The organism is Pseudodesulfovibrio halophilus DSM 5663 (assembly GCF_059568665.1).
The window spans coordinates 99,633-126,066 of sequence record NZ_JCANTV010000014.1 but is presented as its reverse complement, the minus strand read 5'-3'; the positions used below and the strand labels follow the sequence as shown (position 1 = coordinate 126,066).

Here is a 26,434-nt window from a genome sequence, read left to right as displayed (position 1 = left end):
ACCTCAGGGGGCATGAATACCAACGACATTCTCGCGATGGACAAGCGGCACGCGTGGCACCCCTATGCATCGGTAACGGACCCGCTCCCGGTATACGAAGCGGAGTCCGCCTCGGGCGTACGGATGCGCCTCGCCGACGGGACGGAACTCATCGACGGCATGGCCTCCTGGTGGTGCGCCGTGCACGGGTACAACCACCCGGAACTGAACCGGGCCGCCACCGAACAGCTCGGGGCCATGTCCCACGTCATGTTCGGCGGCATAACCCACTCCCCGGCCGCCGGGCTGTGCGCGCGTCTGGCGGATCTTTCACCGGGCGAGCTGAACCGCGTCTTTCTCTGCGATTCCGGGTCGGTCTCGGTAGAAGTGGCCATGAAGATGGCGATGCAGTACATGTCCGCGCGCGGCGAGTCCGACCGCTGCCGGTTTCTCACGGTCCGACGCGGCTATCACGGGGATACCTTCCATGCCATGTCGGTCTGCGACCCGGTCAACGGGATGCACTCGCTGTTTTCCGGATCGCTGCCCCAGCAGTTCTTCGCGCCGGAGCCGCAAATCCCGTATGACGGTGAATGGGATGAAACCGACATTGCCGAGCTGGCCGAAACTCTGCGGGCCAACCGCGACGAGATCTGCGCCGTGATTCTTGAACCCGTGGTGCAGGGCGCCGGCGGAATGCGCTTCTACCATCCTACATATCTGCGCCGTCTGCGCGAGCTTTGCGACGAGCAGGGCGTACTGCTGATCTTCGACGAGATCGCCACCGGTTTCGGGCGTAGCGGCGAATTCTGGGGCGCGGACCATGCCGGGGTCGCGCCGGACATCATGTGCGTGGGCAAGGCCATCACCGGTGGCTACATGACCCTCGGCGCCACCATCGCCACAGACCATGTGGCCGAGACCATCTGCTCCGCCGATCCGGGCCTGTTCATGCACGGGCCGACATTCATGGGCAATCCGCTGGCCTGCGCAGTGGCGAACGCCGCGCTGGACCTGCTGGAGAATGATCCGTGGCGGCCGCGTGTCAAGGCACTGGAAGAGCAGATGCGCCGGGAGTTCGCCCCGTGTGCCGAGCTTGATCACGTGACGGATGTGCGCGTGCTGGGTGCCATCGGCGTGGTGGAACTCGACCGCCCCGTGGTCATGGCGGAAATTCAGAAACAGTTCGTCGAGCGCGGCGTCTGGGTCCGACCGTTCGGCAGGCTGGTCTATGTCATGCCGCCGTACGTCATGGAGCCGGAGGACCTCTCCACGCTGACCGCCGCCATCCGAGACATCGTGGAGCGCGACGAAGGCATCCGGCAGGACGCGCCGTGATTTATTTCGTCAGTGGCATCGACACCGGGGTCGGCAAAACGGTCGCCACAGGGCTCATGCTCAAGTATTTGCTGGAGCAGGGGCAAAAGGCGTCCGCATTCAAGCTCGTACAGACGGGGCTGGCGGACGAAGAAGGCGATCTCCCGGTCTACGCCTCCATGACCGGTTCGCGAGATTTTCCGCCGTGTCCGGCGAGGTTTGACTACCCTGCGGCTCCCGATCTTGCCGCCTCGCTTGAGGGGCAGCGCGTCGACCCCGGCGCGCTGGCGGAAGCCGTGGACCGTGCGGCCGGGCGATATGAAACGCTGCTCGTGGAAGGGGCGGGCGGTCTGGCCGTGCCCCTGACGCCCGAGGAGACGTTTCTCGACCTTCTGGAGCGTACCGGCTGGCCCGTCATCCTCGTGGCGAGCGCGCGGCTTGGCGGTCTCAACCATGCGCTGCTCTCGTTGGAGGTGCTGTCGCGAAGGGAAATCCCGTTGCAGGGGATAGTTTTCAACGAATTGCCGGAAGTGGATGCGGTCATGAGCAGCCACGCTCTCGAGACAGTGGGGCGCGGGCTGCGGCGGTACGGGTTCGCCGAACGCATCGTGAAGATGCCCGCCCTCGCTTCGGGCGAGGACGGGCATCCTGAATCGGTGTCGGTGGATTTCTCTGCGTTATTTGGTTGAAAACGCCGACTGTGTGGCAGGCATGAAACAGGCGGCCACGCTCAGTACCGTGGATGCGCCGAGACCCGCCAGCGACAGCCATGAAGTGTCCGTGGCGCTCGCGGCAAGGGCCATCCCGCCACCGACCACGGCGGCGGCCAGCAACGGCCCGTGTGCCGGGGCGAAGCGTTCGCGGCCGAGCAATCCTGCCGCCAGCGGGGGAACCAGCCCGGCCGTGAAGACCGAATAGGCTTCCAGAAGAATCCCGATGATATCCTGACGCTTGAGAGCAATGGCCGTGGCCGCGACGCCGGTGATCACCACGATGCCGCGGACGTTTTTCACGCTCTTGCAGCGCATGAGGTCCAGCGACACGATGGAACCCACCGCCAGCAGGCAGGTGTCCGCCGAGGACACGATGGCCGAGAGCAGGGCGAGCAGAAAAATGGTGGAGGCCACGGGCCCGAGGTGCGTCGCGGCGACCGTGGTGAGCACGTCGTCCTCGATGCCCGGCATGGCGTGGGAGGCCCACAGGCCCACGGCGGTTATGGCGAGGCTCACCGGGATGATCAGCACGCCCGCGGTCAGGGAGGCCTCTCGCGCGGCCCGGTTGCTCCTTGCCGTGAACAGACGGCTGAAGATGATGGGGCAGATGAAATAGGAGCCGCCCACCAGCAGCATGAACTCCATGAGGTCGTAGGAGGAGAACGCGTCGTTCACGGCAACAGGTGCCAGCGCGTGTGCCGGGACCGGCGTGCCGCCGTACAGGATGTAGAGGAGCCAGCCGAGACCCCCCGCGAGGATGCCGAACTGGAGAACGTCGGTGCGGATGACGGAGTGCTGCCCGCCGAGCACCGCGTATCCGGTGATGACGGCCGCAGTGGCGAGCGTCATGGAGAGTGTGTCGAAGCCCGAGATGGTCCCGGCGACCTTTGCGGCGGCCACGAACTGCGCGGCCACGATGCCGGTCCAGCCGGCGGCCACGACCACGGCGGCCACTTTGCGCATCCACGGTCCGGCCACCCGTTCGGCGAGGTCGGGAAGAGTGCTGGTGCCCAGGGCGCGCACCTTGTCGGAGAGCAGAAAGCCCTGCATGACCAGCCCCACGGCGCCGACGCCGAGCCACCAGAAGGCCGGGAATCCGGTGCCGTAGGCCATGCCCACGACCCCCATGGTTGAGCTGGCGCCCACCACGGAAGCCAGTATGGAGAGTGTCACCACGGGCGCGGATTTGCTTCTGCCCGCGAGCACGTAGTCGTCCCAGTTGCCGGAGCGGCGCCAATCGTAGATACCGATGGCGGCCAGAATCGCGAGGTAGATGATCAAGGTTTCCATAGCCGAAGGGCAATAGCGTCATCCGGTCGGACGAAGCAAGCATAAAATGCTTGTTTTATTGAATGTAGATGAACTGTGCGAGATTGAAGCGCTGCGTGAAACCGTAGATGAAGAAGGACGGCGGTGCTGTTTCCGTCAGGGCTGTATCGCATGGGAGGCGGATTTGGCGCGGTTTTCGGCGGCGAGGATTATTGATCGGCTGAAATCCTTGCATTCATACGCCGCTGAACCTATACACTAGGGCATGGCTAGCAAGAAGAAACCACAACCGCGGATGCTGTTCGCCGACAAGGACGGACAGATATACGATCACCCAGACCTTCTGCTGCTGTGCAGGCGCGGCGACGAGTTCGGCCTGCCCAGACCCGACGAGATCATTCCACTTCCCGAGGAAAGCGAATTTTTCATGCTGCCGGGCCGACACGCCATGGGCTACAACGCCGAGAGCGGGTCAGTGGAAGTGATGGAGGATCTGGCCGTGGCGGCCTTCGCCTGCCCCGCGCATACCGTCACCGGCGTCAGCGCGTACGAGAGCGACGAGGATGCCCCGGCTCTGCCTCTGCTTTCCTATGCGGCCATCGGCTATGCCGACGGCCGTTTCTGGATTTGCGCCAAGAAGGTGGACGAGGACCAGCGGCAGGTCTTCTCGAAGATCGCCCCGGACCGCGTCGAGGCGGGCGCGCACCAGCTCATGAAGGATTTCCCGGCCAACCGGCTGGTGAGTCATCTGGCGGGTTGCGCCCTGACCCACGGCTGTCCCGCCGCCAAAAACCTTGCGCTGGGTCGTTTCGAATGTCCCCTGCCCACCGCCCAGACCTGCAACGCCCGCTGCGTCGGATGCATCTCCGAGCAACCGGAGGACTCCGGGTTTCCTTCACCGCAGTGTCGCATCAAATTCCGGCCCACGCCGGAGGAGATCGTGCAGATCATGCAGCGTCATGAATCCCGCGAGAGACGGCCCATATTCTCCTTCGGACAGGGGTGCGAGGGCGAACCGCTCATGGAGGCGGAGCTCCTCGCCGAGGCGGTGAAGGCCTATCGCGACGAGGGCGGAACCGGCACGGTCAACATCAACACCAACGGGTCCCGTCCCCAGACCCTGCCCGCGCTCAAGCTGGCAGGCGTCAATTCGCTTCGCGTGAGCCTGAACAGCACGCGCAAGGATTTGTACGAGGCCTACTACCGCCCCGTGAGTTATTCGTGGGAAGATGTGCGCGAGACCATACGGCGTGCGCACGAGGTGGGCATGTTCGTCTCGCTGAACCTGCTGTTTTTCCCCGGCGTCACGGACACCGAAGAGGAGTTCGACTCCATCGTGGAGCTGGGCGAAGAGACCCGGTTCGACTTCATTCAGCTCAGGAACCTGAACATGGACCCGGAGCTGTACATGAACCTTGCCAAACCCTTTGTGAACGGGCCGAGCATGGGCTTCAACAACTTCCGCAAGAGACTGCGCAAGGCGTTGCCATGGATCAAGTTCGGCTACTTCAATCCCTATCTCGGATAAAACGGACCCCGGCGCCTAGGCGTCGGGGTTTTCAAATCGCTGCGTGATGATCTCGGCATCCTCGGGACGTGCCTGTGCGTTCAGCCCCTTGGAACCGCCGTGGCAGACGAACTCCTTGTCGCGGGTCTGGACATAGCCTGCGGAAAGGACGCGGGTGTACGGCATCTGCTCGCGCATGTCCGCGTGGTTGATGCGGCCCGGAAAGATCACCGGGATGGGCGCACCGGAAAAGTCTTCGAAGATGATGTATTTCATGGGCATGTCTCCTTGAATTGTTGCGGCATTGTATCGCGCTGCGGCGACTCCTGCAATCATTCTTGCCTGTTATAGAGTGGCGCGTACTGTGCGGCCATGCGTTTGGCATCGAAGCGCTTGCCACCTTTCAGGAAGGCGGTGTGCCCGACCTTGCGTGCCTGCGATGCGTGTTCAAGAAGGTCAGAGACCGCCTCGCCGAAATCTTCGGGGGTCGCGTTGACCAGGAATCCGGTGGTGCCGTCCTCGATCTGTTCGGGAACACCGCCGACAGGGGAGGCCACGACAGGCTGGCCGTGGGACATGGCTTCCAGAATCAGCAGGGAGTGGTTGTCCGCCAGCGTGGGGTAGACGAAGCAGTCGCATGCGTCCATGAGGGTTCCGAGCTTTTCCCGGTCCACATAGGGCCACAGCGTCAGGCCGTCCTGCTCCCCGGCAGTGTCGCCGCCCACGGCGAATCCGACCGCGCCGGGCTGCCGCCGCTTGATTTCCCGCCAGTACACCGGCCATGCCTCGCCGGACTTGTAGGCCGCGCGCATGCCGCCGTGCGCCGCGAAGAGCACGGCCCGCGCGTTGGGATGCAGTCCCAGCGAAGCGCGGGCGGCCTGTTTGTCCGGCGGCGACTCGGGCCACGGGATGCCGTTGGGGATGATGCGCACCTTGTGCCCCGGCAGTGCTTTACGCGCCAGTTTCGCCAGCCAGCGGGACGGCGAGACGAGCGTCGGCTGCAGCCTGTCCAGCCTTTCACGCCGAATGCGGCGGTTTTCGTAGGACGCCGGGAACCCTCTGGGGCAAGGATCCTCGCAGTCCTTTTCAAAGTGCGGGCAGTCCAGCGGAAAGGGGCAGCCGCCCGTGATGAGGTTGCAGTCGTGCAGGGTGATGATGCAGCGCGTGTCCCGCGGGATGGATTTGAGGAGCGAGGGCCAGTCCGCGCTGGCGTGCAGGTGCGGCACCTGATCCGACTCCAGCCTGCGGCCGAAGTCGATGGGCTGGGTGCCGGTAAACGCGGTGTCTTCTGGAATCTCGAAGCTCATGCGCGCGTCGATGCCCTCGCCCTGCTGACAGTCGCGTAGAATCTGGGCTACGCGCCGTGCGCCGCCGCGTTTCTGAAGGGCCGTATGGTGGATGATCTTCGCCTTGGGGTCCGAGTGCGGCACGCTACTGGCCCTCCGACAGGTCGAGCGTCATGTTCACCACGTCCCGGTCGTCCGGGTCCGGGGTGATCCTGAAACCGAACTTCTTCGCCAGCCCCTGCATGGCCTTGTTCTCGGCCAGCGTCTGGCCCGTGAGTTCCTCGGTGCCGCGCATTCGCGTGTATTCGATGCCCTTGTGGAACAGCAGGCTGCCCAGCCCCGTTCCCTTCTGGTCGGAGCGGACCACGATGGCGAATTCCGCCTCGGAGTTGTCGGGACGCGTATTGGTTCGCATGACGCCGAGGGTCTCCGGGGCGCCGTTCTCGTCCGGAGCGGTGGCGATGAAGGCCATCTCGCGGTCATAGTCGATTTGCGTGAACCGGGCCAGATCTTTGTGGTCGAAGTCGCGGCGGACCACGCCGAAAAAGCGCATCCGAAGATCCTCGTCCGAGAGCTTCGCCAGAAACTCCCGGTGGGTGGACTCGTCCTCGGGCCGGATCGGGCGCAGAGTGACCTTGCGACCGTCGCGCGTCTGGACGCATTCCTCCAGCTCGCGGGGGTAGGGCCGGATGGCGAGCCGCGACTGCCCGTCCTTGTCGTAGGGGGCGACGCTGATGTCCGCGCCGAGGGCCAGAACGCCCTCGTTGTCCGCGTAGAGCGGGTTGATGTCCAGATTGCTGATCTGCGGAACGTCGATGAGCAGCTGAGAAATCTGAATAAGCGTAAGGCAGATGTCGTCGATGTCGGCGGGTGGCTGCGTGGGCGTGCCGGAGAGCAGATGGCTGATGCGGGTGCGGCGGACAGCCTCGCGCGCCAGTGTCATGGACAGCGGCGGCAGGGCGAGGGCCGAGTCCTGAATGACCTCGCGGGCCATGCCGCCGTGCCCGGTCTTGAGCACCGGGCCGAAGACCGGGTCGGTCTCCGCGGCGACGAACAGCTCGTGCGCGCCGGGCCTGCGCCCCATCTTCTGCACGATGAAGCCTTCTATGTATGCGTCGGGCCGCTCCCTGTTGACGCGGGCCAGAAGCGTAGCCGCGCCCTCCCATACCCGCTCCGGCGTTTCAAGGTCCAGCAGCACGCCGCCAACGTGGAACGGCTGGGAAATCTGCGGCGAGCGCACCTTGACGGCCACCGGATAGCCAAGCTCGTCCGCCGCGATGACCGCCTCCTTGGCGGAAACCGCGAAACGGGTCTCCACCACCGGGATGCCGTAGGCCGCGAGCACGTCCTTGGCTTCGGTCTCACTCAGCTCCGAGCGGTTTTCACCCAGTACTTTCTCCACCACGTTGCGGGCGGTGGTGGTGTCAGGGAAAAAGTCGGTCGGCAGGGAGTCCGGGGCCTCCATGAGCAGGTTCTGGCTCAACCGGTAGTCCGCGAGGTGCAGGAAGGCGCGCACCGCCTGCGTCAGTGATTCGTAGGTCGGGATGCCTGCGCTCGCGAATTCCGCACGGGCCTCGTCCGATGCGTCGCCGGAGCCGAGCCATGCGGTCAGCACGAGCTTCTTGACGCGCTTCAACGCCTTTGCGACCGCAGCCGCGGTCTCCGCCTCCGGCTGGGCGGCCCATGGGACATGCATCACCAGCACCGCGTCCACGCCCTTGTCTTTGACCAGTGCCTTGAGCGCTTCGGAATAGGTCTCGCCGTCCGCATTGAAGGGGATGCCGACAGGGTTGACGGCCGCGTTTCTGCCGCCGGGGAGCGCTTCGAGCGCCTTGCGGGTTTCCTCGGAAAACTCGGCCATCTCGCCGCCGCCTGCCAGCAGGCGATCAGCTGCCATGACGCCCGCGCTCGCGCCGTTGGTCAGCACGGCAAGGCGTCGTCCTTTGGCGTGCCTCGGGGTGGAGACGGTGCGGGCCGCGTCGAAAAGTTCGTCGATGGTCTCCACGCGCAGCATCCCCGCGCGCCGGAAGGCCACGTCGTATATTTCGCCGGTCAGCCCGGGGACGCAGGGCCCCTGATCCAGCGAGCAGGAGGGCAGGGCGTCAAGCGCCTTGCCCGGCCGGAGCACCAGCACGGGCTTGTTGCGCGATGCGGCGCGTGCCGCGCTCATGAACTCGCGGGCGTCATGGATGGATTCCACGTAGACCATGATGGAGCGCGTCATGGGGTCTGTGCCGAGATAGTCGATGATGTCGGCGAAGGTCACGTCGAGGCGTGCGCCGAGCGCAACCAGATGCGAGAAGCCCACACCCTTGTCACGCGCCCAGTCCACGACTGTGGCGAACAGGCTGTCTGACTGTGAGATGAAGGCCAGCTTGCCGGGGGTCGCCCGCGAGTGGGAAAGCGTGGCGTTAAGGTTGAGCGAAGGGACCATGAACCCGAGGCTCTTGGGGCCGAGAATTCGCATGTCCGGAGGATTGGCGACGTTTCTGACCGTCTTGCGGAACTCTTCGCGCTCGCCGGGAGCCATGCGGGAAAAGCCGGAACCGACCAGTACCGCCGCGCGGGTGCCCCGCTCGCGCAGGGAGCGCAGCACTTCGGGGACCTCGTCCAGCGGGTCCGCGATGACGGCAAGGTCCGGGGTTTTGGGCAGGTCGTTCACGCTCTTGTACGTGAGTACGCCGGAGATGGCCTCGGCCTCGGCGGAGACGGGCATGACCGGGCCGGAGAAGCCGCCGCCCATGAGGTTTTTCATGACAAGGCCGCCGGGGTCCGCGGGGTCGTTGGTCGCTCCGGTGACTGTCACGGACTTCGGGTTGAAGAGATGGTCCAGATTGATGACGCTCATGTGCCTCTCTGCGGGTTGAATGCGTGGACGATGCAGTTATTTCGTCAAGGGTATCCTGTTTTTGAGCTCCTGCGCAACCATGACCGTGTCAGGTAGCCGCACGGGAAGGGTTGGAATCAGGCGAGCAGTTGTGGTAGCGTGCATATATGAAATCCTCTTTCGTGGCATTCCTCATGGGAATTGCATTGCTGTTTTTCTCGGGGACGGGAGCTCGCGCCAACCACCTGGAGGTGGTGACGCTCGAAGCGCCGCCGCTGGTCTATACGCTCGGGAACTCCGTGCACGGAGCTCTTGTGGATGTGGTTCGGCATGGGCTGGACAGGATGGGATATGATTTCGAAATCAGGGTCGTTCCCTGGAAGCGGGCGGTGAACGACGTGCGCACGGGCGATTCCGATGCCATATTCTACGCCGTCAGGACGCCGGAGCGGGAGCAGTTTCTGCGGTACCCCGACGAGCCCCTGTGGATGGAGCGCACCGTGGCCGTTGTCCTCAGCGATGCCGACACGATGCTCAAAAGTGATCTGTCCAATGCCTCGGATATCAGGCTGGGTGTGGGGCGCGGCTATTACTACGGCCCGAAGCTGGAGCGGATTCTCAGCGGCGACGTGTTCAAGAGAGTCGAGCCGACGGCAAAAGCCGCGGACAACATGGCCAAGCTGATGGGCGGCAGAGTGGATGCCTTCCTCACCGACTACCTGCACGCGGTACGCATACTCCGCGACTTCGTCCTCGGCGAGCGGTTCGAGATCGTGCGCAACGAAGATAATACCCCGGCGTTTCTGGACGAGGTCCCGGCCTATCTGGCGTTTTCCAAAAAGGCCGTCACAGAGGAACTGGCCGAAGGCTTTTCCCACGTGCTCAAGGAAATGAAAAGCGACGGAACCTACGACGCCATCATGAGGCGGCACGGCATCGAAGGGTACTGACTGCCGTAAGGTCCTTGCTCGTAAAAAGGCCCGCCGCCGGAATTCCGGGGCGGGCCTTTTGGCGTTGCGGGGGGCTATCCGTCTTTCCTGTCACCCATCTTGGTGTAGGAGCGGCGGGTTTCGCCGACGTAGATCTGGCGCGGGCGGTGGATTTTTTCGAGGCCGGCGCCGTGCGCCTCGTACCAGTGGGCGATCCAGCCGGGCATGCGGCCGATGGCGAACATCACCGGATACATGTTCACCGGAATGTTCAGCGCACGCAGGATGATGCCGGAGTAGAAGTCCACGTTGGGATACAGACTGCGGCTGGTGAAGTATTCATCGCTCTGTGCCTCTTCGGAGAGTTCCATGGCGATGTCGAGCAGGTCGTCCTTGATGCCCTTGGCCTTGAGCAGGTCGTGGGCGGCCTCCTGCAGAATCCGGGCGCGCGGGTCGAAGCTCTTGTAGACGCGGTGACCGAAGCCCATGAGTCGCGTTTCCTTGCGCTTGACCTTCTCGAGGAAGCCCTTGATGTCTTCCTGTCCGCTGCGGATTTCCTCCAGCATGTCTATGACCGCTGAGTTGGCGCCGCCGTGCAGACGTCCCCACAGGGCGCAGATGCCCGCCGAAACCGAGGCGAAGAGGTTTGCCTGCGTGGACTGGACCATGCGCACAGTGGAGCAGGAGCAGTTCTGCTCGTGGTCCGCGTGCAGGGTGAAGAACAGGCTCAGGGCCCGCACTTCCTCCGGAGCAGGGTTGTACAGTCTGTACGGCTCGGAGAACATCATGTGCAGAAAGTTCTGGCAGTATGAGCGCTCCGGGTCGGGGTACATGAAGGGCAGCCCCTGCGACTTGCGGTAGGCCCATGCCGCGATGGTGCGCACCTTGCTGATGACCTTGGCGGCGGCGAGGGCGAACTCCTGCCGCGTCTGGATTTCCAGCAGCTGCGGGTCGTAGCATCCCATCGCGTTGACCACTGCGGAGAGGATGGCCATGGGGTGTCCGTTGGACGGAAAACCCTCGAAGTGGTGCTTGAGGTCCTCATGCAACAGTTCGTTGTCCGTGAGCATGTCGCGGAAGCGCTGGCGTTCGTCGTAGTTGGGCAGCCTGCCGAAAATCAGCAGCCATGCGGTTTCGATGAACGAGCCGTTCTGCGCGATCTCTTCGATGGGGTATCCGCGATAGTGCAGCGCGCCCTCCTCGCCGTTGACGAAGGTGATGGCGCTGGCGCAGGAGCCGGTATTTCCGTAGCCGGGGTCGTAGGTGATGTGCCCGGTTTCCTTGCGCAGGTTTCGGATGTCTATGGCGTGTTCCCTTTCGGAACCGACCATGACCGGAAGCTCATAGGTGGTTCCGTCCAGTATGAGGTATGCCGTCTTGTTGCTGACTTTTTCGTTGTCCTTGAGCATCTATGACCTCCTGAAAACCGCTGGGCGGCAGTGTTCGCACCGGTACGATGGGCTGGGTAGAAAGGCCCTGAATGTACGAGAACTGGTGCCGGGATTGGGAAACGGGTGGAGAGAATGGTCTGGTACCCGTTTTGAACACCCCTGATACCACAAATGAGAAAAAAGTAAAGTCTGTTCTGTTTGACGATTTTGCAAAAATGTAATTTGTGGTGGTTGAGTGCCGCTAGATGCGGTCAGTTTTTATTCAGTAATGATCTTTTTCGTGTCGATTCCGTGTTTTCGCATCCTGTTGAGCACGGTGCCGCGGCTGATCCCGAGGCGTCTTGCGGTTTCGGATTTGTTTCCGGCGCTTTCTCTCAGCGCAGTCAGCAGTTCTGCCTTTTCTCGCGATATTACGGTATCGTTTTCGCCAGAGAGGGGGGCGCAGAGCAGTGGGGCCGGTTCCGAATCGGAATGAGCGGCGGATTTCGTCATCAGGAGCGAAGGCAGGTGTTCCGGGGTGACGGTGTCGCCGTCGCAGACCACGAAGGCGTACTCGAGGGCGCTTCTGAGTTCGCGGACGTTGCCGGGCCAGGGGTGGCGCATGAGCATGTCCATGGCTTCCGGGGAGAGTCCCGTGACCGGTCGGGAGCGCCGGCTGTTCAAACGTCTGATGAAGTGGTCGGTCAGCAGGGGGATGTCTTCCGCACGCCGGCGCAGTGGCGGCAGTTCGATGGGGATGACGTTGATGCGATAGAAGAAGTCCTGCCGGAAACGGCCCTGCGCCACGAGCTCGGGAAGGTTCTGGTTGGTGGCGGTTATGATGCGGGCGTCCAGCCTTCTGGGCTGGTTCTCCCCCACGCGCTCGAAGGTTCTCGTCTCAAGCACCCTGAGCAGCTTGATCTGGATGGAATGGGGAATGTCGCCGATCTCATCAAGGAAGACGTCGCCTCCGCCCGCCTCCTCGAAGCGCCCGCGCCGGTGGCTGTGCGCGCCGGTGAACGCTCCCTTTACGTGTCCGAAAAGCTCGGATTCAAGCAGCGATTCGTTCAGGGCGGAACAGTTTATCTGCACATAGGGTCCTTCACTTCTCGGTCCGAGGTCGTGGATGGCCCGGGCCGCCAACTCCTTCCCGGTGCCGGATTCCCCGAACAGGATGACGGGCGCGTCGCTCCCGGCCGCGCGCTCGATAAGCTCGAACGTGCGCCGCATGACGGGCGTGCGGCCGATCATGCCGTGAAAGGCACCGTCCTGATCGAACATTCGAGAGAGTTGGCGGATGGTGTCCTCGCGGCGATCGATCTCGGTGACGTCCGTCAGGGTTTCCACCGTGCCGAGGACGGTGCCGTGCTCATCGCGCAGGAGTGCGGCGTTTTTGAGCACATGGACGATGGTGCCGTCCTTGCGCCGCAGGTGGCAGTTGCGGGAGGTCTCCTTGCCCGACCGGAACAGGGCGCACCAGTGCTTGCTGCCCTTGCGCCGGGCGATGCGGCAGATGTCGCACTCCAACACGCTGCACGGGCTCTCCAGCAGCTCTTCGCGGGAATACCCCGTGATGCGCGAAAGCGCGTCGTTGACCATCATGATGGTTCCGTCCGGGCGTACCAGAAACAGCCCGTCGTTCATGGTGTTCACTATTTCCGGCAGATGCCTGAGGATTTCCTGCTCCGTCATTATTTGACCACCTGTTTAATCATATGTCTATGTACAGTTGTGCAAAATGGCAAGCGCAATGCGGGTGGAATGTCCCGATCAGCAATATAATTGCCTGCATCGGAGTGTGTTGAGAACTGGCATGATGCATGCTTTGTACAGACTGCGGCCACGAGCCGCCTGAATACAAGCCAGTCATAACGGAGCTTATATGCCTGAAACGAAAAAAAGTGGCTTCAGCCGCCGCGCGTTTCTCAAGAGCGTCGGCATCGGTGGAGCCTCGGCGCTTCTTCCGGGCACTGTGCGGGCCGCTCGGAACGGGGAAGAGCTGGCCACGCTTCTGGACCTGTCCAAGTGCATCGGCTGCCGCGAGTGCGTGTACGCGTGTCGCGACGTGAACGCGCACCGCTATCCCGAGCCGGAAAAGCCGTTTCCCGTCATGCATCCCGAAAAGCGGGTCAAGGTGGAGGACTGGTCGGACAGACGGGACGTGGACGACAGGCTCACTCCCTACAACTGGCTTTACATCCAGACCGCGGAGGTGGAGCATGAGGGCGAGCTACGCACCATTCACGTGCCGCGGCGGTGCATGCACTGTCGAAACGCGCCGTGCGCCAATCTCTGTCCGTTCGGAGCCTGTGGCACGGACGAGCGCGGCATCACCTTCATCAATGACGAGGTCTGTCTCGGCGGGGCCAAGTGCCGGTCCGTGTGTCCTTGGGACATTCCGCAGCGGCAGAGCGGTGTGGGGCTTTACCGCAGCCTGATGCCCGGATTCGCCGGAAACGGTGTCATGTACAAGTGCGACCGGTGTCGCGAACGCATTGCGGACGGCAAGCTCCCGGGGTGTATCGAGGTCTGTCCCGTGCAGGTGCAGACCATCGGCCCCAGAAAAGAAGTCCTGCAAAGAGCTGAGGCGCTCGCGGAGAAGACCGGCGGCTTCCTTTACGGGGCCGAAGAGAATGGAGGGACCAACACGTTCTATGTTTCCCCTGTTCCCTTCGAGCTGTTGAACAATGCCGTGGAAAAGGGCAAGGGCAGGCCGCATCTGGAGCCGGTGGAGAATCTCATGAACGATGAAACCACGTTGGCGACCGCTACGCTCTTGGCGCCAGTGGCCGGAATCGCCGCCGGCATGCTGGGACTCGGCTCCGCGCTTATGGGGCGGGAGGATAAAAATGACGAGTAGGACCGGATTGTCCAAGCAGCTGGCTCGAGTGTTCGTCGCGCTGACGGCGTTTCTGGGTGTTACGGGCCTTTTGCAGATGCCGCTGGCGCGCAGGTATTACCTTAGTGATATACCCGGACTGGCCTGGACCGGGGACCCATTCATCGTACACAAGCTGCATTATCTTGCGGCAATGTTTTTCATCGCCCTCCTCTCCTACATGGTCGTGCGCTGGGTCAGGGACTGGAGTCTCGAGCTCCGTTTGACGGGAAGCGGAATGATGCGGGCCGCTCTCGTCCTCGCTCTGGTCCTGACCGGCGCCGCCAGAATGTACAAGAACCTGCCCGGCGTTCCCTTCGGACCGTTTGAGACCATGATTTTGGATGTGGCACACCTCGGTCTTGCGGCAATCTTCGGAGCGGCGGCGCTGGCGGTTCGCATGGCCGGGCGCAAATCGTACGTCGCTCTTCGGCGCCGCGGGGTGTCGAACTAGGCGTTGCCTCCTGTTGGACTTCGTCCTGACAGGACTAGCCGTCGGTTTTGGCCGCACGACGCTCGGTTGCACGAGGTAGCCTGTTTCCATGCTCGGCTTTGCGGGCCTGAAGTGCTACCTGACGGTCTCGGAGGAACCGGAATGGATACGATAGAATGGAAGGATTTTGACAAGGTGCAGTTGCGCTGCGGAACCGTGGTCCGGGCCGAGGCGTTTCCAGAGGCGAGGCGCCCTGCGTTGAAGGTGTGGGTGGATTTCGGTCCGGAGATCGGCGTGCTCAAGTCCAGCGCGCAGATCACTGAAAAATATGCCGCGGATGCGCTTGTAGGCCGTCAGGTTGTGGCCGTGGTCAACTTTCCGGAGAAACAGGTCGGCCCGTTCATGTCTCAGTGTCTCGTCACCGGATTGCATGACGATGACGGGGCCGTGGTTCTCGTCGGTCCGGATCGTGCCGTACCGAACGGGGCTCGTCTTTGCTAGCTCTGCTTTAGGCAATGATACATGCCGCAAGCGTTTGTACAATTCATGGAAAAAAATTGCAGAAAATGCTTGCCAAGCAGGGGCTGAGAATATAAACACATTCTCCGCGTGCCGAAGTGGTGGAATTGGTAGACACGCATGATTCAGGTTCATGTGGGAGCGATCCCGTGGAAGTTCGAGTCTTCTCTTCGGCACCAAGCCGCTAGTATAAAGCTCCGATCGAAAGATCGGAGCTTTTTTATGTGCTTCTTTTGGGGAGCGCGGCAGGTGGATCAACTCGCGATGTGTACGGCGATAGCTTCTCGGCGTGGGGCGCGCCATTGGGGTGTGCGATACAGGACCTGAGAGACCCTGAAAGCACGGAGAGGGTGTAGCGGGAGGAGCTTGCACAAGAATACCATGTCGGCACTCCTGAGTTTTGCTGGTAACAACACCAGTGAAACCAAAAACAAAACCCCGTCCGAAGACGGGGTTTCGTAAGCAGGCGTTCTCTAGTCTCTAGAATTGGTATCTGATACCAAGAATGGCGTTGTGGCTCGAGAGGTCTTTAACCTTGTCGAAAGTCTCGGTCAGGCCTGTGGAAGATCCGGTGACGGAACCCGAGGTGTTACCATAGTCCTCGTAGCGGTAGCTGAGATCAAGGAGCCAGTTCTCAGTCATCTCCCAGGCCACACCGGCGCCAACGTTGTATGCGAAGTTGGTCGTCGTGTCGCTGGAGGAAGAGAGGGTCATTCCGGATGCGCTGTAGTCTTCATCGATGATGGCCACACCCGCACCGGCGGTGACGTAGGGCACAAAGTCCGTGTCATTGTGCCAGTCCCAGGCAGCGTTCACGAACACCGTCTGGACCGTGATTTCGTTCTTGAAGCTGGTCGAGTTGCTGCTGTTGGTGTACTTGTACTCAATGGGTGTGTGGTACATGTACTCAAGCTCGGTGCGGACCGGAACGTCCATGTCGACCCAGTTGTAGCCAACGGCCGCGCCGAACAGGGCTCCGTCGTCATCCCAGTCAGTGCTGGTGGTAATGGCGGAGGTGGCGTTGTCGCTCACGCCCGGACCGCTCTGGTCCATCCAGCTTCCACCGGCCTTGAGGGCACCGTAGAACCCACCGTTCTGCGCTTGAACCGTGCCTGCGAAGGCAAGCATCATGACGCTCAAGCAAACAAGAATTGTCCCGAATTTTTTCATCCCTTCACTCCTTTCTTTCCTTATTGTCCCGTATCTCCTGCAGCGGGGGCAGTCAACCCGTTCTAACGAGTTTATGTTTGGAAAGTTGCTCGGTCGATCTTGTTGTCCTGCTGCGTCGATTTTGCTTACGGTTCTGTCGGGAAAATTTACCGTTTTCAGGAGGTGTTTTTGGGGTAATTTCCCGAGATTGCACACTACTTTTCGGGGAATGTTTTTTGCTTGAGTCAGGAGGGGTCCCTGAGGAAGGGGGCGGCCAGAAAAGCATCCATCGACGAAAGGAGGTGCCCAGTGAGCACGCGGTTGCTTTGTTACGTATCAACAGTGTTGTTGCTGTCATTCCTCGCAGTGGGCGGAGGTGCGAGCGTGACCGAGGCCTCGGCCATCCGGACCGGGCTGTTCGACGGTTCCACCCTTGCAGGCAATGACGACGGTTCGACCGGGGCGGTGAACCTCGGCTTCACCATCAACTTTTCGGGAATCAACTACAGTCAGGCGTACGTGAACAACAACGGCAACATTACCTTCAACTCGTCCATGAGCACCTACACGCCGTTCGGCATCCAGACCTCGGCGACTCCGCTCATAGCCCCGTTCTTTGCGGACGTGGACACCCGTTCCGGCAATAACCTGACCTATGGACAGGACCTGCTCGGCGGCCGCAACGCTTTCGGCGTGAACTGGTTCGAAGTGGGGTACTATGCCCAGAACACTGACCTGCTGAACACCTTCCAGGTGGTCCTGCGCGACCGTGGCGACATCAATCCGGGTGATTTCGACATGGAGTTCAACTACGGTCAGATTCAATGGGAGACCGGAGACGCCTCAGACGGCACCGGAGGAGTAGGCGGGACTTCTGCCGCGGTGGGATACTCGAACGGTGCGGGTACTTTCTATGAATTCCCCGGATCGCGGGTCAACGGCGCCTTCCTCGACGGCGGCCCCAACGCCCTGGCTGCGGGCACCAACGTCGACGAGGCGGGACGTTATCTGTTTGAAATCCGCAACGGTCAGGTCCTTACGCCCGACCCGGTCCCCGAACCGGCCACGATCGGCTTGCTCGCCGCAGGCTTGCTGGGCGTCATGCTCTTTGGCAGGCGCTATTCCCGCAGGTGAATGCGAGGTGAAACATGCAAAAAAAGGCGGCACCCCGATGGATGCCGCCTTTTGACGTTCTTTGGCGTGGGCCCTAGAAGCGTTCGAATTCCTCTTGGCTTTCCTCGTTGTAAGGCAGAGCTCTGGGTTCAGCCTTCCGTGCCTTTTTCGTTTCCACCTTGATTTGTTTCCGGCCGTTGTTTCCAGATGAGTGGTCGACGTCCAGTTTGAAGAATTCCATGGTCTCCTGCAACTGAACCGCCTGTCCGGAAAGCTCCTGCGACGTGGCCGAGACCTCTTCCGAAAGGGAGGCGTTCTTCTGCACCACCGTGTCGAGGTGCTGGATGGATTCGGATATCTGCTGGGCGGCGTCGTTCTGCTGCAGGCTTGCGACGTTCACTTCCTGCACCAGCTCCTTGTTGCGGTCTATGTCCGCAACCATTGTCTCCAGCATGTGTCCGGCCTTTTCGGCGATGTGCAGGCTGTCGCCGGTGAGTTCGCTGATCTCGCTGGCGGCGACCCCGCTGCGTTCGGCCAGCTTCCTGACTTCCGCGGCGACCACCGCGAAACCCTTGCCGTGTTCGCCGGCCCGGGCGGCCTCGATGGCGGCGTTCAGGGCCAGCAGGTTGGTCTGGCGCGCAATCTCCTCGATGATGGAGGTGCGGTCGGCGATGTTGCGCATGGCTTCGACGGTCTGGCGCACGGCCTCGCCGCCTTCCGTGGCGTTTTTCGCAGTCTGGACCGCGAGGTCCTCGGTCTGCTTCACGCGGTGCGTGTTCTGGGTGATGTTGGCGGTCATCTCCTCCATGGAGGCGGCGATCTCCTCCACGGAAGCGGCCTGCTCGGTGCTGCCTTCGGACATCTGCTCCGCGGCGGCGGCGAGCTCCTCGCTTCCGGCAGCCACCAGCTCGGCGGCGCCCTTCACGCGGGCCACGATGTTCTTGAGCGAGCGGGTCATCCGACCCAGTGAGCGCATGAGGCGGCCCAGCTCGTTGGCGGAGTCCGAATCGGTCTGGTTGCGGAGGTCCCCGTCGGCCATTTGTGCCGAGACGTTCATGCCCATGGTCACAGGCGCCACCACAAGCCTGCGCAGAAGCATGACGATGAGAGCGATGATGATGAGAACGCTGACCGCCCCAACTCCGGCGAGGGTGTATCCCTGACGGACTGCCCCGGAGGCGAGATCTTTTTCGTAGGCGCTCATGCAGATGATCCAGCCGGTGTGGGCATCTGTGCGGAAAACCATGACCTTGCTGTCGCCCTGCCAGTCATAGAAGATCATGCCGTTGTCGCGTTGAAGTGCCTCGCGTACGAACGAGTTGTTGCTCTGATCGCTCAGGATGAGGGATTTGTTTTTGGGATGGTGGATGAAGCGTCCTTCGGAGTCCAAGATGAAAGCGTATCCCTCATGACCGATAACGACCGGATCGATGAACTTTTTGGTGAAGCCCTCCCAGTTGGCCAGAAGCGCAATCCCGCCAAGCAGGTTGCGCTGTTCATCGTAAACCGGGACGCTGATGGCAAACAGCAGCGCGTCCCCGGTCTTGGACCTGAATATCTCGGAGATGTATTGACCTTCTCCGTTGAGCGCGGACCGGACATAGTTCCTTTGGCTGATATCCACTCCGGAAACACGTGACCCGTCCCCCGTGATGCCGCCGGTAACGGTCCCGTCAAGGCCGAAGGCCAGAGCCCCCCAGAGGTTCTCGTTGTTGCGCGCCAGATTCTCCAGAATCGAGACGGTGCGCGAGTCTCCGTTTTTCATGGAAGAGATGACATCTTCCCTTGCAGCCAGCGATTTCGCCGTTGCTCCGCTGTCCTCAATGAACATGCCGAGTGCGGAGCGTATGGCGTCGGCCTGACTGGCGGCAGCCTGCGTTTCGCTGTCGAGTACCAGTTTGTATGAAGATTCGTTAACGTAATATACCAGCGCCGCGACACTGATAACGACAATTGTAATCAGTGGAAAAAGAATTGCGCGGGCAAGACTGCCGTTGAGCCACTTGAACATGTTTTTCCCCATAGGTTTTTGAAGCACCGGAAATGACCTGAGTACTGTAGCAAAGTGTCATGCAGGCCCGCCCGTTCCGAATGGCTTCGAACATTGTCCCTGTCTTCTGGGTACCTCATGAAGGCATAACTGTGAAGGCATTATAACGATTATAAAGGGTTGATAAGATGGAAAATCAAAAAACCAGTTTAAACGGGTGTTTGCTTGTGGGGTGTATGAGGTTTCCCATAACGAGGATAAGGGGAGGGTTGACAACCGAACGAGAGGGTGGCAGTTAATGGTCGTACCATTTGAGCGAAACGGACATGTTTTCGCGAGAAAAGTGGTTTTTTTGCCCCAAATTTTCGAAATAAGGTAATACCAATGAGTGCTGTTATTGATGCCCAGAATTTGTTCATGCCCGTAAAGATGGGTCGCGCCACTGAGGAGATCGCCCTTCAGGTGGAGGCTGCCATCATGGACGGCAGGCTGGCTCCGGGGGAGCGGCTGCCGAGCGAGCGTGACATGCAGGCCCAGTTCGGGACCGGCAGGGGCGTCGTGCGCGAGGCGATCAAAATACTCAAGCAGAAGGGCTTGCTGGAAGTGAAGAAGGGCGCAAAAGGCGGAGCCTATGTGCGCGAAATCGGCGTGGACAACGTGTCCGAGTCGCTGACTCTCTTTTTGAAGCAGCATCCCTTTGACCCGGAGAAGCTCATCGAGTTTCGCGAGAGCATGGACCGCTCCATAACCGAGCTGGCCATCGCCCGCGCGGAGAGCTCCGAAAAGGAAGAGCTGTACCGGGGTGCCAGAAAACTGGAGGCAATGCTTCGCGATTCCGCTCCCGACCTGAACGAGGCCGGTGAGCTGGACCGCAAGCTGAACATAATGCTGGCGCGCATGGCGAGAAACCCGCTCTTCGAGTGGGTGATGCACGCCCTGCAGATGGGATTCAGTTCCCACGATTACGCGCTGTATGAAGATCCGGTGTATCGTGAAAAGGCGGCCGCCAACTGGAGCGATACGGCACGGGCCATTGCAGCGGGTGAGCCGATGCGCGCCCTCTCGTTCATTGGACATCACTATGTCCTGCTGCGCCAATGCGTCGAGGAGAGGAACGGGACACGGCAGGAAAACGAGATGCCCTTCCTCAACGAAATCAGTGAATAGCCACAAACGGAGTGCGACCATGAAACATTACGATTACATAATCATCGGCGGCGGTTCCGCGGGCTCTGTGCTCGCCAACCGCCTCAGCGCGGACCCCAAGACCAAGGTTCTGGTGCTGGAGGCCGGGCGTCCCGACCATCGTCTGGACTTCCGCATCCACATGCCCGCCGCGCTGACCTATCCGCTGGCAGGCAAGACCTACAACTGGTGGTACGAGTCCGAGCCGGAGCCGTGGATGAACAACCGCCGCATCTATCAGCCGCGCGGCAAGGTCCTCGGTGGATCCAGCTGCATCAACGGCATGATCTACATCCGCGGCAACGCCATGGATTATGATAAGTGGTCCAAGGACGACGGCATGGAAGACTGGTCCTACGCGCACTGCCTGCCGTATTTCCGCCGCTTCGAGTGCCGCACCGCCGGTGCCGACGAGTACCAGGGCGCCGTGGGGCCGCTCTACCTGACCACTCCCGAGTGCGACAACCCGCTGTTCAACGCGTTCTTCAACGCCGTTCAGCAGGCTGGCTATCCGCTGACCAAGGACGTGAACGGCTATCAGCAGGAAGGCTTCGGCAAGTTCGACCGCAACACCTATCAGGGCCGTCGCCACAACGCGGCGCGCGCCTACGTCCATACGGTCAAGAACCGCCGCAATCTCACCGTGAAATGCAAGGCCCACACGAACCGCATCCTGTTCCAGGGCAAGCGCGCCGTGGGTGTCGAGTACACCAAGGGTCGCCGCACCATGCAGGCCTACGGCGGCGAGATCATCTCCTGCGGCGGCGCCATCAACTCTCCGCAGCTGCTTCAGCTTTCCGGTATCGGAAACGCCTCCGAGCTGTCCTCCCTGGGTATCGACGTGGTCCAGGATCTGCCCGGCGTGGGTGAGAACCTGCAGGATCACCTCGAACTCTACGTGCAGTACGCCTGCAAGAAGCCGGTCTCCATGTACCCGGCGCTCAAATGGTACAACCAGCCGTGGATCGGTCTCAAATGGCTCTTCGGACACACCGGCGAAGCCGCGACCAACCATTTCGAGGCGGGTGGATTCATTCGCAGCAACGACCAGGTGGAATACCCGAACCTGCAGTACCACTTCCTGCCCATCGCCATCCGCTACGACGGCTCGGCTCCGGCCGAAGGGCATGGTTATCAGGTTCACGTCGGCCCCATGAACACGGACGTTCGCGGACACGTGAAGATCAAGTCCGACAATCCGGGCGACTACCCGAGCATCCTGTTCAACTACCTCTCCACCGAGCAGGAGCGTCGCGAGTGGGTGGAAGCGATCCGCAAGACCCGCGAGATCATGACCCAGCCCGCATTCGACGAGCTGCGCGGCCGCGAACTGGCCCCGGGCGATCAGGCCCAGACCGACGAGGAGATCCTCGACTTCGTCGCCCGCGAAGGCGAGTCCGCATATCATCCGAGCTGCACCTGTGCTATGGGTACGCATGATATGGCCGTCACCGACCCGGAAATGCGCGTGCACGGCGTGGACGGACTGCGCGTGGTGGACGCCTCGGTCATGCCTTACATCACCAACGGCAACATCTACGCTCCGGTCATGATGATCGCGGAGAAGGCCGCCGACATGATTCTGGGCAACACCCCGCTGGCTCCGGAAAACGTGCCTTACTACAAGCACGACGAAGCCTAAGGCTCACGGGAGCATCCCATGATTCGCAAGAAAATGTACATAGACGGTGAATGGGTGGCCGCGGACTCCGGCAAGGAGCGCGAAATCCTGAACCCGTTCGACTCATCGGTCATCGCCAGCGTCCCTGAAGCGGGACGCGACGAGACCCGCCGGGCCATTGCCGCCGCTCGTCGCGCGTTCGACGAGGGCGGCTGGCCCCAGACCCCGGCCGCCGAGCGCGCCCGGCTGGTCTTCAAGCTGGCGGAGCTGATCGAGCGCGACCACGAGGAGCTGGCCCGGCTGGAAAGCCTCGACACCGGCAAGACGGTGGAGGAAAGCCGCTGGGACATGGACGACATCGCGGGCATCTTCCGCTACTTCGCCGGGCTGGCCGACAAGGACGGCGGCGAGGTCATCGAGTCCCCGGTCCCTGACACCACCAGCTACGTCATGCGCGAGCCGGTGGGCGTGTGTGGTCAGATATCGCCGTGGAACTATCCGCTGCTTCAGGCCTCGTGGAAGATGGCCCCCGCGCTGGCGGCGGGTTGCACCGTGGTCATGAAGCCCAGTGAGATCACGCCGCTGACCACCATCAAGGTCACTGAACTGGCCGAAGAGGCCGGATTCCCCAAGGGTGTGGTCAACACCGTGCTCGGCCCCGGTGCCGAAGTGGGCGCCGAGCTGTCTGAAAGCCACGATGTGGACCTCATCTCGTTCACCGGCGGCATCGAGACCGGCAAGACCATCATGCGCGCCGCCACCGGCAACGTGAAGAAGGTCGCGCTGGAGCTCGGCGGCAAGAACCCGAACATCATCTTCGACGACGCCGACTTCGATCTGGCCGTGGACTACGCCCTCAACGGGGTCTTCTTCCACGCCGGACAGATCTGCTCCGCCGGAGCGCGCATCCTCGTGCAGGAGGGCATCCACGACCGTTTCGTGGAGGAGCTTCGCAAGCGCATGGAGCGCATCAAGCTGGGCAACGGCTTTGACGACGACACGCAGATGGGACCGCTGACCTCCGCCGAACACCTCGCCAAGGTGGAAGACTACGGCGAGATCGGCAAGAAGGAAGGCGCCAGGCTTCTGCTGGGCGGTTGTCGCCCGGACGACGAAGCCCTGAAGGACGGCTATTTCTATATGCCGACCCTGTTCACGGAGTGCGAGAACGATATGCGCATCGTGCAGGAGGAGACCTTCGGCCCCATCATCACCATAGAAAAGTTCAGCACCGAGGAAGAGGCGGTCAAGCGTGCCAACAGCACCGTTTACGGTCTCTCCGCCGGGTTCTGGACCAACGATCCCAACCGCATCGAGCGCGTTTCCAAGGCGCTTCGCTTCGGCACGGTCTGGATCAACGACTTCAACGTCTACTTCGTTCAGGCCCCTTGGGGCGGCTACAAGCAGTCCGGTCTCGGCCGTGAGCTGGGTCGCATGGGGCTGGAGGAGTACACCGAGGTCAAGCATGTCTATCGCAACCATGCGACCAAGGCGCTCAACTGGTTCGGCGCATAGGCGGACGGAAACCGTAATGCGCAAAGCGTCTTTTTTTAATACCGGGTAGCGTCGAGCCGTCCCAGAGGCGGCTCCGCCCCTGTTAACCGTAACAGAGGAGTTATGATGTTGGACCCCTTCAGGCGAATTCTCGCCGCTGTCGTTCTCGTCGCAGCAGTATTCACCTTCACCGCAACCGGCGCGTTTGCAGCGAAAGACAAGATCAAGATTGCAAGCGTTGGCTGGACCGGGGTGACCATCAAGACTGAGCTGGCCGTCTCCATTCTGGACAGCCTCGGCTACAACGCCGAAAACCTCATGGTATCCGTTCCCATCGCCTTCAAGGCCATGGCCACGGGCGATGCAGAAGCCTTCATGGGCAACTGGATGCCGTCTCAGGCCTCCATGGTGGAGCCCTACATTGAAGAAGGCAGCGTGCTCAACTGGGTGGCGAACATGCCGGGCGCCAAGTACACGCTGGCCGTGCCTTCCTATTGCGCCGAGGCCGGTCTCACGCACTTCAAGGACATTGCCAAATTCGGGGATAAGCTCGAATGGACGATCTTCGGCATCGAGGCAGGCAACGACGGTAACCAGATCATTCAGAAAATGATCGACGAAGACATGTTCGGTCTCGGCAAATTTAAGCTGGTCCCGTCCAGTGAAGCCGGTATGCTCGCGCAGGTGCAGTCCTATACCAAGGACGAAAAATGGGCCGTGTTCCTCGGCTGGGCACCCCACAGCATGAACGAGCGTATCGACATGACCTACCTCAAGGGCAGCACCGCCGAGACCTTCGGCGGCAACGACGGCACCGCAACCGTCTGGACCAATATCCGCGCAGGATTCCAGAAAGAGAATCCCAATGCCGCAAAGCTGCTCAAGAACATGACCTTCCCCATCTCCATGATGAACCAGATCATGACCACCCTGCACGAAAACGGCTCCCTCAGCCCGCGCGAAGCAGGTCTGCAGTGGGTTGAAAACAACCCCGAGACCTACAAGCGCTGGCTCGACGGCGTGACCACCGTTGACGGCGAACCCGCCGTCCCGGCCTTCGAATCCTATCTCGAAAAGGTCGACTAGCACACACTCTCGCGGAAAACGAAAGCCCCCGCTTCCTCGGAAGCGGGGGCTTGTTTGTGCTCGGTGACTTGAGTCGTCTAGTCGTCGTAGTCGCCTTCCGGACCCTTGTCGGTGTCGATGGCGGCTGCCTTCTCGCGGATTTTCTCTTCGGTCCATTCCGCGGGATCGGTTACGCGTCCCACCTTGGGGCCCAGATCGTGCGAACCGGCTTCGATGAGCAAATCGTAGGCCAGATCGGCGGTGTCGCCGGCATTGAAGACGTTGACCAGCAGGTCGTAGATGAAGTCCTCGATGGCCTTGGCCATGCGCTCACGGACTTCGCGGGGTTCGCCCAGCAGCCTGCGCTCGAAGGGCAGGTTCAGTTTCTTATAGTCGCCGCCCTTGAGGTTGTTGGCTTTGGCGTACTCAGTGATTTCTTCCCAGAGTTCTTCACTCATGCCGCGGCCTTCGACCTTTTCGAACTCGCCGTCGGTCATGATGGCGTTGCCGTAGTCGTTGACCTTCACGCCGAAACCGATCATCTGCAGGGCGGTTGCCACGTTGGCCTTGGTGGTGCGGGTTTCCTCCGCAACACGCTGGAGGCGGTCGGTGTGGTTGCCCGAGGTGCCGTGCTGGGCGCCGGAGGTGCCGAACGGCTTGATGGCCTCGTGGATTTCAGCGGTCAGCTCCACCTGGATGCCGCCGCCGGTGTCCTCGATGCCGTGCGTGGTGCCGTTGTTCATGGCGATCCAGTCGGGGCAAATGTCGTGCGCGTTCAAGCCCTCGATGAGGAATTTGGCCTCCACCGGGGTGGAGAGGCCGTGCTTGCCCTTGATTTCGCCCACCTCGGTTTCGTAGCCGGCCCAGTCGGGGATGATCGGGTTCAGCTTGATGTTTGCCAGCAGGTTCTGGTCGTCGGGGAGGTGGGACGCATCCACGGCGATAGAAGTGATGCCAGCATCGAAAAGCGTAGGAATCTCCCTCTCGGCCACCGCCACGTCGTCCCATTTCTTTATGACGTAATGGTCGGCGTGGATCGCCACGGGGATGGTGATGCCGTACTGGTTGCACAGCGCGTCCACCCGGCGGGCGAGGTTCCACATGTTGGTGGGGCAGTAGGTCGATTCACTGCGGGCGATTTCAAGGATAAGGGCAGCATTGGCTCTCTGGGCTGCCTTGAGGGCACCTTCGATGACGAAGATGTTGCGGCCGTTGGCCGCGATGGTCATGCATTTGCCTTTTTTCAGGCAGGCGCGGTCAATGACTTTCCCGCTGACGATCAGGGCCTGCGAGTTGGGAAAGAGTTCCTGAATGTTCGGCGGACGGCCAAAGGCCAGCGCCTGTTCGAATTTGGTTTGGGACATGCCCTGTATCCTCCTCGTGGTGTATTCTCCGTACAAAGGGACAAATAAATACGAAACCCCGGGAAAAGTCAAAGAGTGTCCCGGGATTTCTAAGGCGGTTCTGACAAGAAACCGTTACATCATTATGGCTGCGCCGTCGCTCTTGCTCTTTTTGCTCGCTTGCTCTTCACCGGTGGGCTTGAGCGAATAGCCGAGTTCGCGGGCCATGAATTCGAGCACCGCCACGTTCTTTGTGACGCGGATGATGTCGAACATGGTCTCGGCGCCGAGCTTGGCGTGAGTGTCGAAGGGGTTGAGCTCCCGAAGCAGGGTGGAGTAGGGCTTGTTGATTTTGCGGCACACCTCCTTCGCCGCGATCTGACCGTCAAGAACCACGTCCTGCATTTTCTTGGTTAGATTCTTTTCAAACATGTTCTCCACCCTCCA

The 26,434-nt window shown here is 61.4% G+C and carries 22 protein-coding genes and 1 tRNA gene; 13 read left to right on the top strand and 10 right to left on the bottom strand.

The window, feature by feature from the left end; all coding sequences use genetic code 11:
- Nucleotides 1–12 precede the first annotated feature (12 nt).
- Both bioA and bioD read left to right on the top strand, forming a co-directional pair.
- A complete protein-coding gene (gene bioA / locus BR24_RS14040) occupies nucleotides 13–1,317 on the top strand; it encodes an adenosylmethionine--8-amino-7-oxononanoate transaminase (RefSeq protein WP_496542109.1) in 1,305 nt (434 codons plus the stop codon).
- Nucleotides 1,314–1,985: a dethiobiotin synthase gene (gene bioD, locus BR24_RS14035; protein ID WP_496542108.1), complete on the top strand. Its 672-nt coding sequence runs from the start codon at nucleotides 1,314–1,316 to the stop codon at nucleotides 1,983–1,985. The genes bioA and bioD overlap by 4 nt, the downstream gene beginning before the upstream one ends.
- Here the strand turns inward: bioD and BR24_RS14030 are convergent.
- Nucleotides 1,974–3,299, bottom strand: a complete 1,326-nt coding sequence (locus tag BR24_RS14030; protein ID WP_496542107.1) for a sodium:solute symporter family protein — start codon at nucleotides 3,297–3,299, stop codon at nucleotides 1,974–1,976. The two genes, bioD and BR24_RS14030, sit on opposite strands and share 12 nt — an antisense overlap.
- Nucleotides 3,300–3,543: 244 nt before the next feature.
- Between BR24_RS14030 and BR24_RS14025 the strand changes: the two genes are divergently transcribed.
- Entirely contained in the window at nucleotides 3,544–4,806 is a 1,263-nt protein-coding gene (locus tag BR24_RS14025) for a radical SAM family protein (protein WP_496542106.1), read from the top strand.
- Nucleotides 4,807–4,821: 15 nt separating this feature from the next.
- Here BR24_RS14025 and BR24_RS14020 read toward each other — a convergent pair whose 3' ends face one another.
- The 3 genes from BR24_RS14020 to BR24_RS14010 are packed head-to-tail and all read right to left on the bottom strand — an operon-like array spanning nucleotide 4,822 to nucleotide 8,919.
- Entirely contained in the window at nucleotides 4,822–5,061 is a 240-nt protein-coding gene (locus tag BR24_RS14020) for a hypothetical protein (protein ID WP_496542105.1), read from the bottom strand.
- 56 nt (nucleotides 5,062–5,117) lie between these two features.
- Nucleotides 5,118–6,215 carry a glycosyltransferase gene (locus tag BR24_RS14015; protein ID WP_496542104.1) on the bottom strand — a complete coding sequence of 366 codons (1,098 nt, stop codon included), beginning with the start codon at nucleotides 6,213–6,215 and terminating at the stop codon, nucleotides 5,118–5,120.
- A 1-nt stretch (nucleotide 6,216) separates the two neighbouring features.
- Nucleotides 6,217–8,919, bottom strand: coding sequence for a bifunctional acetate--CoA ligase family protein/GNAT family N-acetyltransferase (locus BR24_RS14010; protein ID WP_496542103.1), 2,703 nt, complete (start codon nucleotides 8,917–8,919; stop codon nucleotides 6,217–6,219).
- Nucleotides 8,920–9,092: 173 nt separating this feature from the next.
- On the opposite strand from BR24_RS14010, the gene BR24_RS14005 reads away from it, so the two are divergent.
- Nucleotides 9,093–9,848, top strand: a complete 756-nt coding sequence (locus BR24_RS14005; RefSeq protein WP_496542102.1) for a substrate-binding periplasmic protein — start codon at nucleotides 9,093–9,095, stop codon at nucleotides 9,846–9,848.
- A gap of 74 nt (nucleotides 9,849–9,922) precedes the next feature.
- Here BR24_RS14005 and BR24_RS14000 read toward each other — a convergent pair whose 3' ends face one another.
- Nucleotides 9,923–11,236, bottom strand: a complete 1,314-nt coding sequence (locus tag BR24_RS14000) for a citrate synthase (RefSeq protein ID WP_496542101.1) — start codon at nucleotides 11,234–11,236, stop codon at nucleotides 9,923–9,925.
- Nucleotides 11,237–11,476: 240 nt separating this feature from the next.
- Complete coding sequence (locus BR24_RS13995; protein WP_496542100.1) at nucleotides 11,477–12,889, bottom strand: sigma-54 interaction domain-containing protein; 1,413 nt, start codon at nucleotides 12,887–12,889, stop codon at nucleotides 11,477–11,479.
- Between the two features lie 190 nt (nucleotides 12,890–13,079).
- Here BR24_RS13995 and BR24_RS13990 point away from each other — a divergent pair, with 190 nt between their 5' ends.
- From BR24_RS13990 to BR24_RS13975, 4 genes are all read left to right on the top strand, one after another.
- Nucleotides 13,080–14,057, top strand: coding sequence for a 4Fe-4S dicluster domain-containing protein (locus tag BR24_RS13990; RefSeq protein WP_496542099.1), 978 nt, complete (start codon nucleotides 13,080–13,082; stop codon nucleotides 14,055–14,057).
- Nucleotides 14,047–14,529 carry a 4Fe-4S ferredoxin gene (locus tag BR24_RS13985; protein ID WP_496542098.1) on the top strand — a complete coding sequence of 161 codons (483 nt, stop codon included), beginning with the start codon at nucleotides 14,047–14,049 and terminating at the stop codon, nucleotides 14,527–14,529. Before BR24_RS13990 ends, BR24_RS13985 begins: the two co-directional genes overlap by 11 nt.
- Before the next feature lie 141 nt (nucleotides 14,530–14,670).
- Nucleotides 14,671–15,009 carry a tRNA-binding protein gene (locus tag BR24_RS13980; RefSeq protein ID WP_496542097.1) on the top strand — a complete coding sequence of 113 codons (339 nt, stop codon included), beginning with the start codon at nucleotides 14,671–14,673 and terminating at the stop codon, nucleotides 15,007–15,009.
- A gap of 110 nt (nucleotides 15,010–15,119) precedes the next feature.
- Nucleotides 15,120–15,206: transfer RNA gene (locus BR24_RS13975), tRNA-Leu, on the top strand.
- A 301-nt stretch (nucleotides 15,207–15,507) separates the two neighbouring features.
- On the opposite strand, the gene BR24_RS13970 is transcribed toward BR24_RS13975, so the two are convergent.
- A complete protein-coding gene (locus BR24_RS13970; RefSeq protein ID WP_496542190.1) occupies nucleotides 15,508–16,155 on the bottom strand; it encodes an outer membrane protein in 648 nt (215 codons plus the stop codon).
- 405 nt (nucleotides 16,156–16,560) lie between these two features.
- On the opposite strand from BR24_RS13970, the gene BR24_RS13965 reads away from it, so the two are divergent.
- A complete protein-coding gene (locus BR24_RS13965) occupies nucleotides 16,561–17,310 on the top strand; it encodes a nidogen-like domain-containing protein (RefSeq protein WP_496542096.1) in 750 nt (249 codons plus the stop codon).
- 73 nt (nucleotides 17,311–17,383) lie between these two features.
- Here BR24_RS13965 and BR24_RS13960 read toward each other — a convergent pair whose 3' ends face one another.
- Nucleotides 17,384–19,312 carry a methyl-accepting chemotaxis protein gene (locus BR24_RS13960; RefSeq protein ID WP_496542095.1) on the bottom strand — a complete coding sequence of 643 codons (1,929 nt, stop codon included), beginning with the start codon at nucleotides 19,310–19,312 and terminating at the stop codon, nucleotides 17,384–17,386.
- A 351-nt stretch (nucleotides 19,313–19,663) separates the two neighbouring features.
- On the opposite strand from BR24_RS13960, the gene BR24_RS13955 reads away from it, so the two are divergent.
- The 4 genes from BR24_RS13955 (at nucleotide 19,664) to BR24_RS13940 (ending at nucleotide 24,665) form a co-directional block, all read left to right on the top strand.
- A complete protein-coding gene (locus BR24_RS13955; protein WP_496542094.1) occupies nucleotides 19,664–20,446 on the top strand; it encodes a FadR/GntR family transcriptional regulator in 783 nt (260 codons plus the stop codon).
- 19 nt (nucleotides 20,447–20,465) lie between these two features.
- Complete coding sequence (gene betA / locus BR24_RS13950) at nucleotides 20,466–22,106, top strand: choline dehydrogenase (protein WP_496542093.1); 1,641 nt, start codon at nucleotides 20,466–20,468, stop codon at nucleotides 22,104–22,106.
- A gap of 18 nt (nucleotides 22,107–22,124) precedes the next feature.
- A complete protein-coding gene (betB, locus tag BR24_RS13945) occupies nucleotides 22,125–23,600 on the top strand; it encodes a betaine-aldehyde dehydrogenase (RefSeq protein ID WP_496542092.1) in 1,476 nt (491 codons plus the stop codon).
- 105 nt (nucleotides 23,601–23,705) lie between these two features.
- A complete protein-coding gene (locus BR24_RS13940) occupies nucleotides 23,706–24,665 on the top strand; it encodes an ABC transporter substrate-binding protein (RefSeq protein WP_496542091.1) in 960 nt (319 codons plus the stop codon).
- Between the two features lie 77 nt (nucleotides 24,666–24,742).
- Here BR24_RS13940 and BR24_RS13935 read toward each other — a convergent pair whose 3' ends face one another.
- Together BR24_RS13935 and BR24_RS13930 are read right to left on the bottom strand one after the other, a co-directional pair.
- Nucleotides 24,743–26,008: a class II fructose-bisphosphate aldolase gene (locus BR24_RS13935; protein ID WP_496542090.1), complete on the bottom strand. Its 1,266-nt coding sequence runs from the start codon at nucleotides 26,006–26,008 to the stop codon at nucleotides 24,743–24,745.
- Nucleotides 26,009–26,122: 114 nt separating this feature from the next.
- Nucleotides 26,123–26,419: a phage regulatory CII family protein gene (locus BR24_RS13930; RefSeq protein WP_496542089.1), complete on the bottom strand. Its 297-nt coding sequence runs from the start codon at nucleotides 26,417–26,419 to the stop codon at nucleotides 26,123–26,125.
- Between the last annotated feature and the right edge of the window lie 15 nt (nucleotides 26,420–26,434).

Bases quoted from the DNA above. Each gene is read 5' to 3' on its own strand.
- bioA (WP_496542109.1), top strand. From the start codon at position 13: ATGAATACCAACGACATTCTCGCGATGGACAAGCGGCACGCGTGGCAC.
- BR24_RS14030 (WP_496542107.1), bottom strand. From the start codon at position 3,299: ATGGAAACCTTGATCATCTACCTCGCGATTCTGGCCGCCATCGGTATC.
- BR24_RS14025 (WP_496542106.1), top strand. From the start codon at position 3,544: ATGGCTAGCAAGAAGAAACCACAACCGCGGATGCTGTTCGCCGACAAG.
- BR24_RS14020 (WP_496542105.1), bottom strand. From the start codon at position 5,061: ATGAAATACATCATCTTCGAAGACTTTTCCGGTGCGCCCATCCCGGTG.
- BR24_RS14010 (WP_496542103.1), bottom strand. From the start codon at position 8,919: ATGAGCGTCATCAATCTGGACCATCTCTTCAACCCGAAGTCCGTGACA.
- BR24_RS14005 (WP_496542102.1), top strand. From the start codon at position 9,093: ATGGGAATTGCATTGCTGTTTTTCTCGGGGACGGGAGCTCGCGCCAAC.
- BR24_RS14000 (WP_496542101.1), bottom strand. From the start codon at position 11,236: ATGCTCAAGGACAACGAAAAAGTCAGCAACAAGACGGCATACCTCATA.
- BR24_RS13995 (WP_496542100.1), bottom strand. From the start codon at position 12,889: ATGACGGAGCAGGAAATCCTCAGGCATCTGCCGGAAATAGTGAACACC.
- BR24_RS13990 (WP_496542099.1), top strand. From the start codon at position 13,080: ATGCCTGAAACGAAAAAAAGTGGCTTCAGCCGCCGCGCGTTTCTCAAG.
- BR24_RS13985 (WP_496542098.1), top strand. From the start codon at position 14,047: ATGACGAGTAGGACCGGATTGTCCAAGCAGCTGGCTCGAGTGTTCGTC.
- BR24_RS13980 (WP_496542097.1), top strand. From the start codon at position 14,671: ATGGATACGATAGAATGGAAGGATTTTGACAAGGTGCAGTTGCGCTGC.
- BR24_RS13970 (WP_496542190.1), bottom strand. From the start codon at position 16,155: ATGCTTGCCTTCGCAGGCACGGTTCAAGCGCAGAACGGTGGGTTCTAC.
- BR24_RS13960 (WP_496542095.1), bottom strand. From the start codon at position 19,312: ATGGGGAAAAACATGTTCAAGTGGCTCAACGGCAGTCTTGCCCGCGCA.
- BR24_RS13955 (WP_496542094.1), top strand. From the start codon at position 19,664: ATGAGTGCTGTTATTGATGCCCAGAATTTGTTCATGCCCGTAAAGATG.
- betA (WP_496542093.1), top strand. From the start codon at position 20,466: ATGAAACATTACGATTACATAATCATCGGCGGCGGTTCCGCGGGCTCT.
- betB (WP_496542092.1), top strand. From the start codon at position 22,125: ATGATTCGCAAGAAAATGTACATAGACGGTGAATGGGTGGCCGCGGAC.
- BR24_RS13940 (WP_496542091.1), top strand. From the start codon at position 23,706: ATGTTGGACCCCTTCAGGCGAATTCTCGCCGCTGTCGTTCTCGTCGCA.
- BR24_RS13935 (WP_496542090.1), bottom strand. From the start codon at position 26,008: ATGTCCCAAACCAAATTCGAACAGGCGCTGGCCTTTGGCCGTCCGCCG.
- BR24_RS13930 (WP_496542089.1), bottom strand. From the start codon at position 26,419: ATGTTTGAAAAGAATCTAACCAAGAAAATGCAGGACGTGGTTCTTGAC.